This window comes from Bifidobacterium catenulatum DSM 16992 = JCM 1194 = LMG 11043, from assembly GCF_001025195.1.
GTDB lineage: Bacteria > Actinomycetota > Actinomycetes > Actinomycetales > Bifidobacteriaceae > Bifidobacterium > Bifidobacterium catenulatum.
The window spans coordinates 1737369-1751543 of the sequence record NZ_AP012325.1; the positions used below are offsets into that span (position 1 = coordinate 1737369).

Below are 14175 nucleotides of genomic sequence, written 5' to 3' on the forward strand. Positions count from 1 at the left end.
TCCTGTCTAAACAAGCCCTGTTCTGCGTCTGCGCAAGTCCGGAATTGGCCTTGAAATCGGAGTTGTGCAGGCGTCAGGTCAGCTACACGCGAGTGGTGGCGCGGGCGATCACGCGCGACTGCACGGTGATGCAGCTCGGTTCAAGCGTGCGCGTGCCGTCAATCCGGTCGAGAATACGGCTGACCGCAGTCGGCGCAATCCAGTCAAGGCAGGAATCCATGGTGGTCAGCGGAGGCTGAAAATAGGCGGCTTCTTCAATGTTGTCGAAGCCGATCACCTGCATCTGGTCGGGCACGGAAATGCCGTTCGCAGCCAAGGTGAACAGCGCTCCCAACGCAAGCTGGTCGTTGAATGCCACAATCCCGTCGAACGGAATTCCGGAATCGATGAGCTGTTGCGTAATGCGAGCGCCGGAGCCGATCGTCCAATCCTGGCCCGTGTTCATCACCAATCGCGAATCGAATTCGATACCTCGCACGGCGCATGCTTCAAGCACGCCGCGGAGTCGCAGTTGCGCGTTGCCTTCAATGGCGTCTCGTACGGAATCAATGTGTTCCGGTTCGGTTCGAGAACCCACCACCGCGAGTCGAGTTGCTCCATGATCTAACAGGTATTCGGCAGCAAGGCGGGCTTCCTGAATATCGTCGGGGGTAACGTGGTCGGCTTTGCCGTGCGTGGATCGCGCGCCTACGCATACGAGCGGATAGTCCACGTCTAGGTCCGCCGCCTCAAGGTTTTCTACTTCGGAGATCGATAGAATCATGCCGTCGGAGACGGTGGTGTTGAAGTTCCGCAGTAATGATTGCGCACCTTTGGCGGATCCCTCGGCATACGTGGTGACATATACGGAATAGCCGTAGCCACGGGCCGCATCGATCACGCGATTGGCGAGCTCCGACAGGTAGGGAGCGGTTAGGGTTGGCACGGCGAGTGTGATGAAGCCGGTTTTGCCGCGGTTGAGATTTCGTGCGGCCACGTTCACGCGGTATCCGAGGCGGTCGATGACTTCCTGCACTTTTTCTCGCGTGGAGTCGGTCATGCGCCCGGAATGGTTGATCACGTTGGATGCGGTTTTGAGCGAAACGCCCGCCTCTTCGGCCACGTCTCGCAGGGTGACACGCTTCCTATCCGCTTTCGGCCCCAGCTTTGACTCGCCCATGTTCATCTCCAGGATCATTCGATATGCCGGTGAAAGTTTACCAGTTATAGCAAGCCCGCCACCTGAAGTTTCAGTATGGCGGGCCTGGGTTATGTGAGGTTGGTGAGATTGGTGAGATTACGTGAGGTCACGCAATCAATCACGCGGAATCATGCGGGATTACGCGCGCTTTACGACGAGCACGCCGTTGCGATGCACGGTATAGCTGCCCGCCCGCTCCCCTGCTTCCGTTTGAAACAGGTAGACCGGTTCGCCGTCGATGCCCTGCAATGCGATTTCCTTCTTGCCTCGCGGAAGGTAGAAATCGAAGGTTGCGTCTGCGGACTTGCGCACGGTGTGCAGCACGTCTGGATTGGCCGGATTTGCGGAATCTTCCACGATATTGGCGCTCACGAATTGCGTGAGATCAGCCACGTTGAGGTCGCATCCAACGAAGTACGTTTCGCCGGAACCGTACGGATTGCAGGTGATTGCGGCAGTGCCGTCGAGCTCCCATTCGTCGGCTTCCTCACCTTCGTAGGTGGCCAGCACTTGCGTATGTTCACCGTCGACGTTCACGTCGTTTTGCCACAGGCGGGTGACCGCTCCGGAACTCAAACGAATCTCAGCGGGATCACCTTCGGCTTCGGTGCCGAGAATATTGAATTCTTCGCCGCGAATGCCCAGCATTTCACGCAGTAAGCCATCGCCGGCTCCCGGGTATCCGCCGAGCCAAGTGTGGAAGTTCTCGTCAATCAGTCCGGTTGCATAGCCGATGACCACACGGCCACCTGCGGCTGCGAAATCGGCCAAACGCTGCGTGTCTTCGGCACTGAGCATGATCACAGTCGGCAATATGACGGTCTTGTACGAGCTCCAATCGTATTTCAGAGGCACAATGTCGGCGCGGGTGCCCGCGTTGAGGAACGCGCGGTACCAGTCGCGTACGTCATGCCAATGGTTGAGTTTCATGCTTGGCAGGGTTTCGGAGCGCGTGGCCCATTCGGATTCCGCGCTGAACAGGATCGCCGTGTCGGAGAGTTCCAGTTCGGTGCCTTGCACGCCAGCGTCACCGAGGGTTTTCAGCGCTGCACCCAGTTCGCACACCTGACGGAACAGTTTGGTGTTTTCGCCCGCATGGGGCACGAGCGCGGAGTGGAAGGATTCGGCGCCGAATGCTGAGGCACGCCACTGGAAGAAATTGATGGCGTCGGCGCCCATGGCCACGTGCGCGATGGAGTCTCGTACGGTTTCGCCCTTGCGCTTGCGTGCGTTGAGCGGCTTCCACTGTACGGCCGAAGTGGAGTGTTCCATCACATACCATGGCTTGCCGAGCGCGAGGGAATCCATCAAAGCGTCGGAGCAGAACAGTTCGTCGATATGCGATTCGCCCTCGTGGAAGTAGTGGTCGTTCGACACGAAATTCACTTCGTTGGCCCAGTCAGCATAATCCATGCAGCACTGGTCGGTGGAAACCATGAAGTTTGTGGTGAACGGCTTGTCGGGGCAGATTTCGGCGATCGCGTCACGTTCGGCCTTGTAGAAGTCGAGCAGCATATCGTTGCCGAAGCGTTCGAAATCAAGCTTTTGACCGGGGTTCACCATGGAATCGGCACCCATGAAGCGCGGGATGAGCACTTCGTGGAATCCATTCATTTCCTGACCCCAGAAGGTAGTGCCCCATGCTTTGTTGAGGTTTTCGATGGTGCCGTATTTACGTTCGCACCACAGGCGGAATGCGTTGAGCGCGTTGTCGGAGTAGTCATAACGGTTGTTCCAGCCGTATTCGTTGCCCATATGCCATGCGGTGACGTACGGATTGGTGCCGTAGCGTTCGGCCAGCTTGCGGCACAGGGTGAGCGCATATTCCTTGAATACCGGGCTTGTTGGGCTCCAGGATTGGCGGGATCCAGCATTGACGGGGTGACCGAACTTGTCTTGCGGAAGCACTTCCGGGTGCTTTTCGTACAGCCACAGCGGTGCGGTTGCGGTTGCGGATGCCAGGTCAACCGCAATGCCGGCTTTGCCAAGCTTGTCGATGATACGGTCGAGCCAGCCGAAATCCCAACGGTTTTCTTCCGGCTGAATGCGATCCCAGCTGAAAATTGCCACGGCCACGGTGTTGACACCGGCCTGCTTCATCAGGCGGACGTCGTCGTCCCACACGTCTTCCGACCACTGGTCGGGATTGTAATCACCGCCGTATGCGATGCCTTTGCCGTTGTCGGTCAGCAGTTCCGGCCATTTGAACGTGCGATGCATGGATTACTCCTTTGTGTGCGTATGGCATCCGCTATAACGCTGAGGATGCCAGCTCGACAGCTTCCCTTCGAAAGCTTTCGTAAAATCTTTTTATAAAATCTAGTATATATATTTATTAAGATATTTGAGATGGTCCCGGGGATGTTCACGATGACACCCCCGAGGTCTTATTTTTTGTTCTTTTCGGACGATTGCCGAAAAATCGGTATGCGCTTTACCGAAATTTCAGCATGCGACCGTTGCGATCATTCCTTGACCGCGCCCGCGGAGAGGCCGGACTGCCAGTACTTCTGCAGGCACAGGAACGCGATGACCAGCGGGATGATCGTGATCAACGAGCCCGTGATCACCAGGTTCTGGATCGCCTGGCCGCCAGCGGTGCTCGCCTGGTCCTTCCACTGGTTCAGACCGATCGTCAACGGATACCAGTTCGAATCCTTCAGCATGATCAACGGCAGGAAGTAGTTGTTCCACGTCGCCACGATCGTGAACAGGGCCGTCGTAACGATGCCCGGAGCCAACAGCGGCAGGGACACCTGGAAGAACGTGCGGAACTCCGAAGCCCCATCGACTCGTGCGGCCTCGAGCAATTCCGTCGGAACCGCCTGCTCGGAGAAGATCCACATCAGATACAAACCGAACGGGCTGATCAACGATGGAATGATCATGGCCCACGGCGTGTTCGTCAGGCTGAGCTTGGCGAACAGCAGGAACTGCGGGACCGCCAACGCGATGCCCGGCACGCTGATCGCGCCGATGATGACCGCGAACACGGCCTTGCGGCCCGGGAAACGAAACTTCGCCAGCGCGTAGCCGCCCATGATGGCCAGCAGCGTCGCGCCGCCGGCGCCCACGACCACGTACAGGAGCGTGTTGAGCAGCCAGCGCCCGAAGATGCCGTCCTGGTAGGTGAACACGGTCACGATGTTGTCCCACAGGGCGAACGTGTGGCCGAAACCCAGCCCGAACGTCGAAGTGAAGTCGGCCTGCGTCTTCGTGGCGTTGACCAGCAGGTACGCGAACGGGAACAGGCAGTACACCGCGAAGATCGCGCATACCAAGGTCAGCAGCTTGCTGCGCCTCGGGTTCGACACGTTCGCGAAACCGGACTTCGCCGCGCGTTTGCGTTCCGCCTTCTCATCCATTTCCACGCGCTTCAAGCGCGCCCTCTCGGCCTTCTTCGCGGCCCGTTCCTGCTCTTTAAGCCCTTGGGGAGTCATATACCCCGTCGACATCGCAGCATCGCTCATGATTGTTATGCTCCTTGAAAAATCCATGTCCCATGCGGATGACGTACGCCCCAAGGCGTTACTTCATCTGCTCCTTCATGCTGTTGAGCTGCACCGCGTACGCGATCGCCATCGTGATCACGGCCATCGTGATCGCCAAGGCAGCGGCGTAGTTCGACTGGCTGCCCGCGAAGGACAGGTTGTACGCGTACATGTTCGGCGTGTAATACGTGGTGATCGAGTTGCCCGGCACCATGTTCTGCAGGATGCTCGGCTCGTTGAACAGCTGGAACGAGCCGATGATCGAGAAGATCACCGTGATCGCGAGCGATCCCTTCAATTCGGGCAGCTTGATGGACTTGATGATCTGCCATTCGCTCGCGCCGTCAATGCTGGCGGCCTCGTACAGCGAGTGCGGGATCGTGGACAGCGAGCTGTAGAAGATCAACATGTTGTAGCCGGTGAACTCCCAGGTCACGATGTTGCCGATCGCGGCGAGCAGCACGTTCGGGCTCAGCACGTCGAGGTTCGTGCCCAGCCAGTCGTTCAGGGAGCCGACCAGACCGTATTTCGCGCCGTACATGAAGCCCCACACCAAGGTCGACACCACGGCCGGCACCGCGTACGGCAGGAACGTGGTGATGCGGAAGAACTTCGCGCCGTGCAGCTTCATGGAATCCAAGGCCAAAGCCATCGCCGCCGACAGGAACAGCATGATGGGAACCTGCACCATGGTGAACAGGGCCACGCGCCATACCGAACCCCAGAACTGCGGATCATGGAACAGACGAATGTAATTGCTGATCCCCACGAACCTCGTGCCGCCGATCATCTGCTTCTGGAAGAAGCTGATGTAGACCGCGTACAGGATCGGGATCACGAACACGAACACGAACACCAACGCGAACGGCCACATAAACTTCCAACCACGCCAATCCGCACGGTGACGGTTGACGCGAACCCGGTCCGCAGGCGTATGCAGCGCATCCGCCGCGACTGCTGCTTGCTGAGACATGCTTCCTTCTTTCTATATGCTTCTTGCTCTATTGATCGCACAACCATGTGCGATTGTTAATCCGCAAAATCTTTTATTGTTTGAATTACAGGATTGCTATTTTTTTGAAATCTTTTTCTATTGTAAGATTTCGTTTTTGCGAAGTGAGGCAGGCGGGTCACGTCAGACGATTCCCACCTGCCGTCGATCTTCATGGTTGCGATGATGCGTTGCGTATGGCGGATCGCATTATCGCGTTTTTCGTTGTGCCGCACGGCAGCGGCTGGGCGCCGTCAGTCCTTGCTGGTGACGGTGTAGCCCTGCTGGTTGCCGTGATCGGTGAGCGCCTTGCTGTAGTTGACGAAGGCTTCCTCCAGAGTGATGTCCTCGCTGTAGGCCTTGGAGATCTGATCGCCGAAGGTGGACTGCGCGTACGGGTTGTACGGCAGGTACTGGAAGGCGGAGACCTTGCGCTGGGCGGCTTCGGAGAGAATCTCGTTCACGTTCTGGCCGCCGAAGTAGTCGTTGACCTTCTTGTTGGCTTCAGTGTTCGGATTGGTGAAGGAGTCGGAGGAGAGGATCTTCTTCAGGCTCGGGAAGGTGCCGGTGTCGGCCATGGTCTGGGCGCCGGCGCCGTGGGTCAAGTATTCGACGAACTTGTAGGCCGCGGCCTGCTGCTTGGACTGGGAGACGACCGCGAGTGCGGAGCCGCCGTCTTCAGCGGAGACCTCGTCACCTTCGTTCCACTGCGGGAGCTGGGCCACGCGCCAGTTGCCGGCCTGGTCAGGAGCGCCGTTCATGAGGTTAACCGGCATCCATGCGCCGATGGTGAGGGTAGCGATGTCGCCTTCGTTGAGCGCACGGTTCCAGTCGTCGGACCAGTTGGCGATCTTGGTGTCGACGAGGTCTTCGTCGATGAGCTTCTGCTGGAATTCGATGTACTTCTTCATGCCGGAATCCTTGGTCATGTCAATGGTGATGTTCTCGCCATCAACCTTCCACGGCTGCGCACCGGCCTGCCATGCCTGGGCGGTGAAGGGCTGGTATTCCATGGAGGAGCCGGAATTGTTGGTCATGTAGGCGCCGATGGCCTTGACCTTCTTGGCTGCCTCGTAATAATCGTCCCAAGTCTTGATCTGGGAGCCGTCGACGCCGGCCTTCTTGAGCACGGCATCGTTGTAGAAGAAGACTTCCGGGCCGGAATCGATCGGCAGCGCGTACGGCTTGCCATCATACTGTAGCTTGCTCCACGGGCCTGCGGAGAAGTCGTCTTCGAGCTTATCGGCACCGTAGGTGGTGAGGTCAACGAGGTCGCCGGTAACCGCGAACTGGGTGACGGTCGGGTCTTCCAGCATGACCACGTCGGGGGCACCCTTGCCTGCCGCGACGGCGTTGCTCAGTGCGGTCTGGGTGTCGGATGCGGTGCCGGTGTTGTTGAATTTGACGGTGATTCCGGGATTGGCCTTTTCGAAGTCGGCGATCAAGGCCTTCATGGTGTTGCCGGTGTCCCAGCCCCAGAAAACGAGATCCGCCTTGTCTGCGTCTCCGGCGTTGGCCTTGGCGTCGTTGCCGCCGTCGCTGCCACCGCAGGCCGTGAGGCTGGCGAGGGTTGCCACTGCTGCTACCGCTGCGAGAGCCTTCTCCATGTTGCGCATGTTCTTTTCCCTTTCTGCCATCCGCTTCGCATGCTGATTGCATGTCAGTCGCATATGTTTCGGAACATCCGCCGCGGAATGCACATGCCGTGCTTTCCACTTGGTGATGTTTGTATGTTCGCGCCCTGCCGAACAATACCCCCGTGGTGATATTTGGACTGGTAAGATGGCTTTGTTTCCTTTCTGATACAACCGTGTACCATTAGCTCCGATGATACACGGTTGTATCAAGGTGTCAAACAAACCGGTTCGATAGCCCCCCCCTGCAACTGTTGTGCGCAATTGAAGCGCCAACGAAATCATCGGCGTTTCGCACAAACAGAATGACATCGTTTGCACAATAATCTGCGATTGTCCGCGCATCTCAACCAAAAAATGGATCGCAAGAAAGCTACCTCACAAGAGAAAACATATAAAGAACATATAACAAGGAGGTCTGCGAATCGCAAACCTCCCAAAACAACACATACGGCGAAGAGACGGACTCCGCACCGCGCGATGAGCCTACAAACTGAGGAACAGCTCGTGAATGCGGGTATCGTCGGTCAGTTCGGGGTGGAACGCCGTAGCGAGAATCTTGCCCTGACGCAAACCGACCACATTGCCGTCGACCGACGTTTCGACCGTGGCCCGCTCGCCAACCTCGGCAACGAACGGTCCGCGAATGAACACCAGAGGGAAATCCTTGAGCACCACCGACATATCCGAAGCCTCGGAAGCCCCCTCCTCACCAGCAGCCGCGGAAATCGCGGAAGAGACAGACTCCCCCGACGCAACCACCACAGCATCCGCATCGTCGGAAGCGCCGAAATCGGCGGTCGCAACGAACGAACCCAGCTGACGGCCGTACGCATTGCGGCGCACGACAGCGTCCAACGCACCGAAGTAGACGTTCGAATCGTTATCCAGCTTGCGGGCCAGCAGAATCATGCCCGCGCACGTGCCGAACACCGGTTTTCCGGCGGCGATATGTGCTGCGATCGGCTCAAACAGGCCGGTCGAACGCAACAACTTGCCCTGCGTGGTGCTTTCGCCGCCAGGCAGAATCACGCGATCGATTGAATCGTCGAAATCCTCGGCGGCACGCAGCAGTTTCCACGGTGCGCCAAGCCGATCCAGCATCGCGGCATGCTCGGCGAACGCGCCTTGCACCGCGAGAATGCCAGTCACGCCATGTTGCGCGGAAGCTGCACCTTCGGCAACGTCGGCCGATTCTTCCTTCGAAATGTATTCAACGGCAACAACCATCGGATCTCCTTACCCAAACCCATCGAGACCATCACGAATCACGCGAAACGGGCGGCATAAGGCAGCCGATAGTCACACCCCATCCGCCCGCAATACGTGAAATTACAGCGAAATCACAGCGAAATCACTCGCCGCGGGCGGCCATGATGGTTTCGATCTCATCTTCGTTGATGCCGACCATGGCCTCACCGAGGTTCTCGGAAAGACGTGCGAGCAGATCGGCGTCCTGCCAATTGGCGGTGGCCTGCACGATGGCGGCGGCACGCTTGGCCGGGTCTCCGGACTTGAAGATGCCGGAACCGACGAACACGCCTTCGGCACCCAGCTCCATCATGAGCGCGGCATCGGCCGGAGTGGCCACGCCACCGGCGGCGAAGTTGACGACCGGCAGACGGCCATTGTCGTGCACGTACTTGGCGAGATCGTACGGCACGGCCAGCTGCTTGGCGGCCTCGTACACTTCGTCGTCGCGCAGGGAGACGAGTTCGCGGATCTGCTTGTTCATGGTGCGCATGTGGCGCACGGCCTGAATCACATCGCCGGTGCCCGGCTCGCCCTTGGTGCGGATCATGGACGCGCCCTCGGCGACACGGCGCAGCGCTTCGCCCAGGTTCTTCGCGCCGCACACGAACGGCACGTCGAACTGGTTCTTGTCGATGTGGTACACGTCGTCGGCAGGGCTCAGCACTTCGGATTCATCGATGTAATCGATTTCGATGGCCTGCAGAATGCGAGCTTCGGCAACATGACCGATACGAACCTTTGCCATGACCGGAATAGACACGGCTTCCTGAATGCCCTTGATCATGGCCGGATCGCTCATGCGGGAAACACCGCCGGCAGCACGAATATCGGCCGGAATGCGCTCGAGCGCCATCACCGCGCACGCGCCCGCGTCCTGTGCGATCTTCGCCTGCTCCGGGGTGGTGACGTCCATGATTACGCCACCCTTGAGCATCTGTGCCAGATTCTTGTTCAGTTCGTTCCTGTTGTTGGCCATCGCCAGCCTTTCGTCGAATCGTATTCCACTCTTCTACAGAGCGGATATCTCTTGACACAGATACTAACGATTTTCCATTACAAAATCATGTGAAATGAATATTTGCACGTCTCAAAAAGTTGCTTTTCTTAAATTTTGACAATCATTTTCATGATTGTTTCATTTTCTTACGATTTCGATTCCGTCGACGATTCCACGATTTCGCCCGCTTTTCTTACCTGTCATACGTTGTTTGCTTTCGATTCGTGCGCACAGTGCCTTTCGGCAGCGCTTTCGACGCACGTTATAAGAAATACGGATGACGCACGATTTTCATACGACCACATTGCGGACAGGGGTGCGATGCGCACGTACTTGCGTAACACTGCATGCCACCGCACACGCCGCATAATGCTGCGAAGAGCTCTAGATACGCAATATGCGATCGGCGACGCGCATGGTGGAATCGCGGTGCGACACCAGCACGACGGCACTCCCCTGCTCAGCTAGATTGTTGACCGATCCAAGAATCACCGACTCGTTATAGGCGTCGAGACGGCTCGTCGGCTCGTCGAAGAGCACCAAATCGGCGTCACGCAGGAACATGCGGGCCAATCCGATGCGCTGCTTTTCGCCCTCCGAAAGGCGGCCGCCCAGCTCGCCGACCTGCGTATCCAAGCCGTTCGGCAGCGCATCGACCAACTCGAGCGCGGATGCCTTGGCGAGCGCCTCGCGCAATACGGAATCGGGGATGGCGGACGCTGCGGAATCGGCAGAATTGCAGGCAATGGTGAGATTCTCTCGAATCGTACCGTCAAAAAGGTAAGTTTCCTGCCCCATCATCGTCTGCACACGGCGACGCCAGCCAGCGTCAACCTGAGGCAATGGAATATTCGATAGCGAAATCGTGCCGGAATCCGGATCCCAATAGCGCATGAGCAGCTTCAGCATCGTTGATTTTCCACGGCCGGACGGGCCTTGAATGCCAAGAATGCCATGCTGTGGAACATCGAGTGAAACATGGTCGAGCACGGGTTGAGAGGCACTGTCGGAAGTGCGGACGCCGGAAGTATGGGCACTGGAACCGTAGCCGAATGTGACATCGCCCATTGTCATACCTTGATATTCCGGGTGTTCGGCACCCTGCTCAACCACAGCGGGAGTCTCATCCATCAACGCAAACAGGCGACGCGCCGAAGCGAACGTTTGCGTCAAATTCGCCGGCAGCGCGCTCAATGCAAGCGTCGGGCCAAACGAGCTGGTAAGCAATACGAAAGCCGCAACCAACGCAGGAGCGTTCGAATCCACGGAGCCCATCCAAATCAGGCCTTCCGGCATATCGGCGGCAGTGGAAACCGCAGTGCACAACGTCATCACAAGGAAAGCAGTAATCGCGGTAAACAGCATCACCAATACCGCATCCAATCCTGCAAAACCACCATTCTTCGCACTCAATCGCAAACGTTTGCCCCACAACGAAAGGGTGCGCCGAGCGATGGAAGCGAGTCGGGCACTACCCTGACCGAAGCGGATGATTTCGCCGATACCACGCATATCGTCAAGCATTTCGTCGTCGAGGGCAGCGGATTCCTTGCGAAGTTCCGGACCGATGCCTCGCACCGCCGACGCGAACAACTTTGGCAGTACGACGCCGACTGTGAGGTGCGCGATGACCAGCGTCACCGCGAAGGGTGCACTCAGGGTGAGCAATGCGAGTGTGTAGACGACGGTGGTCACAACAGCGATGACGATCGGGCTGATGGTGTGCGCGAAGAAGATTTCCAACAGCTCCACGTCGGTGGTGACCAGCGCGATCAGGTCGCCCTTACCTTTGCCCGCAAGTTTGGCCGGGGCGAGACGCCGCAGGGCCGCGAAGGCTTTTGTACGGAACAATGCGAGCAGCCGGAACGCCACATTGTGGTTCATGAACTGTTCGGCATAGCGCATGCCGCCGCGGATCAGCGCGCAGACGGCCATGGCGGTGAGCGCTGCGGGAACGCTGAGATTCCAGATGGGCGAGCCGACGGTCGCGAAAGCCGCCGCAATGCCGAATACCGGCAGGAAAGTGGCGGCGAGGTGGCCGAGCGTGCCGCAAACGCATGCGACGATCATGTACTTACGCAGCGGCCCGACTTCCTTCAGCAGCCGCGCGATAAGGCGCGACGTAGGCACACTCTGTATGTCCGATTCACCAGAATCGGACATACAAGGCACGGTTTCGGTACGCTGTCTGTCCGATTCGGGAGAATCGGACATGTTGGGTGCGCAAGCTGAAGTTACGTCGGTTGCGGATGTGAGCTGTTGGGTTTGCGTCCGCATTCCTACGTTTTCCACGGTTTGCTGGGCGTGGAACAGTTTGGTGTATGTTCCATTGGCACGCATGAGTTCAGCGTGCGCGCCTTGTTCCGCCACGCGCCCGCGTTCGAACACCACCACATGATCGGCGTCGGCTGCATTCGCCATGCGATGTGTCACCATGATCACGGTTTTACCGCGATTAGCAAGCGCACGAATGGTTTGCAGAATCAGGGTTTCGCTTTCCACATCAACGCTGCTGGTGGCTTCGTCGAAAATGTAGACGGCAGACTCCCGCAGCAATGCGCGTGCGATGGCGATGCGCTGTTTTTGACCTCCAGACAGGTTGCTCGCGCCCTGTTCGATGGCCAGATCAAGTTCTTGCGATTGCGCACGCACGAATTCGTCGATATGTGCTGCCTCCAGCGCTTGCCACAGTTCGCTTTCGGTGGCATTCGGCTTGGCCATCAGCAGATTGTCGCGCAACGTTCCTGCAAAAAGGTGGCTTTGCGCCGCCACGATGGCGATTTCCCTCGTAAGGGATTCAATGGAAAGATCGTTGATTTGGTACCGTTGCGTCGAGCTTTTTCCTGCATTTCCGGACAGCAGCCACATACATCCTTCATATCCGGAAAGATTTCCGGAGAGCAGTTCGACGGCGGTAGATTTGCCGGATCCGGACGGACCGACGATGGCGGTCACCTGCCCACGCCGCGCAGTGAAAGAGACGCCATGCAATGCGACGACCGAACCATCGTCATCCTTCGACATGCCTGTTTTTCCAGCACCAACCACACCGGACTTTTTCCGGGGTTTTCTAGTTTCCCCAGTTTCCGCATCCGCCGTCGCAGCCGTATCCGCAGCCACACTCACAGCCGCCGCAGCGTCCGCGCCCACGTCCACATATCGGAACGACACGTCATCAAAGCACACGTCTACACCGTTATCGGAAGCACCGAATTCCGGCATTTCCTGCATACCATGCGCAGGAATCGGCGTATCAAGCAATGCGAAAATACGCTTGGTTGAAGTCATGCCGTTCATCGCAACATGGAAGAACGACCCCAATTGGCGCAGCGGAATGAAGAAATCCGCGGAAAGAAGCACTATCAGCAGCACGCCGGCAAGCGGCAATGCGGCACCGTTCGCATACTGCCAGATCGCCACGCCCACGCCGGCCGCAGCACCCCCGTATGCAACGATGTCCATGGCAGTGAGCGAGCGCAGCTGAATTTGCAGAACATTCATGGTCATTACACGGAATTGTTCCGCCTGCTCGTTCATTTTCTTGGCGGCATGCGCATCCGCATCAAAAGTTTTCAGCGTTTCAAGACCTTGTACATTGTCAAGAAACACAGATCCCATGTCAGTGTATTTTCCCCAATATTTTTTGAATACTCGGGATGCGCGCATTGCGACCATGCCAACAATCAATACAATCAACGGCGCGCATACAAGCAATGTAGCAGCCGTCAGCATATTAATCGGCGCAACTATAAAAAATAACGTTACCGGCGCGAGAATCGCATAAAACAGTTGCGGCAGAAATAATTCGAAGAAGCTTTGGATTTGTTCGATGCCTTCACCGGCAGATTGCACCACGTCGGCAGTACTGATATGTTGCGAATATGATGGTCCGATCGCAAGCATTTTATTGAATAATTGTTCACGTAACGCGAGTTTGACACGCTCGGCCGCTTCCGCGCCGAAATAGGCCGCGGCGCGCATCATCAGAAAACGCAGCACCGCGCAGACCACGATCGCCAGTACGCATCCGACGTACGTTTCCGCGCTGAAACCGCCGTAGCCAAAGCCGACGAACAGGCGGGAAATCAGGCCACTATCACCCATGGAGAACATGGGATCGAACGCCGATTCCACCATGGCAAGCGCTGGTGAAAGCATGAGCACCATCGTCACCACGAACACGACGTTGGACAGTAACCCGATCCATTGGCAGAGCACTTTCGCCGCAACCAACCGTCCTACGCCGGGAGCGAGGGAAAACAGCCGTTTGTCAAACATCGAAATCCTTTCCTTCACATTCACGCGGTTCAATTTGCGCGCCCGCATCACCATGTCTCTCAATTCAGCCTATCCGCCCGGAAACAGAAACGTCAAGGGCTCATCGCACATAGCAATCGCAAACGCATCTCCAGCAAAAACACACGAACCAAGCACACGTGCGGCCCATGCCACACGACCAGCGAAACGGCGAAAGAGTAAAAGGCTGGATGTTCGCCGTTGAGCAGGCAGCCCTCTGACGCAAGGGGTAAATTGCGTCACTCGTGAGTGTACTCGATAAAAATCGCTCGCACCACCATTTCTTCGTATTTCGCTGGTTTTACGGTCATTTCGGGGATATATGGGAAGCA

Annotated in this window: 8 protein-coding genes; all 8 read right to left on the reverse strand. The window is 57.4% G+C overall.

Annotated features, from left to right (window positions below):
• Positions 1 to 82: 82 nt before the first annotated feature.
• The 8 genes from BBCT_RS07275 to BBCT_RS07310 all read right to left on the reverse strand — a co-directional run bounded on the left by BBCT_RS07275 (position 83) and on the right by BBCT_RS07310 (position 13825).
• The gene (locus BBCT_RS07275) at positions 83 to 1159 is read right to left on the reverse strand and encodes a LacI family DNA-binding transcriptional regulator (RefSeq protein WP_033512997.1); all 1077 of its coding nucleotides are present in this window, start codon (positions 1157 to 1159) and stop codon (positions 83 to 85) included.
• Positions 1160 to 1318: 159 nt separating this feature from the next.
• Positions 1319 to 3400 carry a beta-galactosidase gene (locus BBCT_RS07280; protein WP_003835528.1) on the reverse strand — a complete coding sequence of 694 codons (2082 nt, stop codon included), beginning with the start codon at positions 3398 to 3400 and terminating at the stop codon, positions 1319 to 1321.
• Between the two features lie 245 nt (positions 3401 to 3645).
• Complete coding sequence (locus BBCT_RS07285) at positions 3646 to 4650, reverse strand: carbohydrate ABC transporter permease (RefSeq protein WP_047750682.1); 1005 nt, start codon at positions 4648 to 4650, stop codon at positions 3646 to 3648.
• A 58-nt stretch (positions 4651 to 4708) separates the two neighbouring features.
• Positions 4709 to 5644 carry a carbohydrate ABC transporter permease gene (locus BBCT_RS07290; RefSeq protein ID WP_034248304.1) on the reverse strand — a complete coding sequence of 312 codons (936 nt, stop codon included), beginning with the start codon at positions 5642 to 5644 and terminating at the stop codon, positions 4709 to 4711.
• A gap of 272 nt (positions 5645 to 5916) precedes the next feature.
• Positions 5917 to 7278 (reverse strand): ABC transporter substrate-binding protein, encoded by a 1362-nt coding sequence (locus BBCT_RS07295; RefSeq protein WP_033512738.1) that lies wholly within the window; start codon positions 7276 to 7278, stop codon positions 5917 to 5919.
• A 504-nt stretch (positions 7279 to 7782) separates the two neighbouring features.
• Complete coding sequence (pdxT, locus tag BBCT_RS07300) at positions 7783 to 8526, reverse strand: pyridoxal 5'-phosphate synthase glutaminase subunit PdxT (protein ID WP_003833790.1); 744 nt, start codon at positions 8524 to 8526, stop codon at positions 7783 to 7785.
• Positions 8527 to 8650: 124 nt separating this feature from the next.
• Positions 8651 to 9526 (reverse strand): pyridoxal 5'-phosphate synthase lyase subunit PdxS, encoded by an 876-nt coding sequence (pdxS, locus tag BBCT_RS07305; RefSeq protein WP_003833792.1) that lies wholly within the window; start codon positions 9524 to 9526, stop codon positions 8651 to 8653.
• A 405-nt stretch (positions 9527 to 9931) separates the two neighbouring features.
• A complete protein-coding gene (locus BBCT_RS07310) occupies positions 9932 to 13825 on the reverse strand; it encodes an ABC transporter ATP-binding protein/permease (RefSeq protein WP_033512739.1) in 3894 nt (1297 codons plus the stop codon).
• Positions 13826 to 14175: the final 350 nt, after the last annotated feature.

Coding starts and splice junctions, on each gene's coding strand:
- pdxS (WP_003833792.1), bottom strand. CDS start 9,526: ATGGCCAACAACAGGAACGAACTGAACAAGAATCTGGCACAGATGCTC.
- BBCT_RS07275 (WP_033512997.1), bottom strand. CDS start 1,159: ATGGGCGAGTCAAAGCTGGGGCCGAAAGCGGATAGGAAGCGTGTCACC.
- BBCT_RS07285 (WP_047750682.1), bottom strand. CDS start 4,650: ATGAGCGATGCTGCGATGTCGACGGGGTATATGACTCCCCAAGGGCTT.
- BBCT_RS07290 (WP_034248304.1), bottom strand. CDS start 5,644: ATGTCTCAGCAAGCAGCAGTCGCGGCGGATGCGCTGCATACGCCTGCG.
- BBCT_RS07310 (WP_033512739.1), bottom strand. CDS start 13,825: ATGTTTGACAAACGGCTGTTTTCCCTCGCTCCCGGCGTAGGACGGTTG.
- BBCT_RS07280 (WP_003835528.1), bottom strand. CDS start 3,400: ATGCATCGCACGTTCAAATGGCCGGAACTGCTGACCGACAACGGCAAA.
- pdxT (WP_003833790.1), bottom strand. CDS start 8,526: ATGGTTGTTGCCGTTGAATACATTTCGAAGGAAGAATCGGCCGACGTT.
- BBCT_RS07295 (WP_033512738.1), bottom strand. CDS start 7,278: ATGCGCAACATGGAGAAGGCTCTCGCAGCGGTAGCAGCAGTGGCAACC.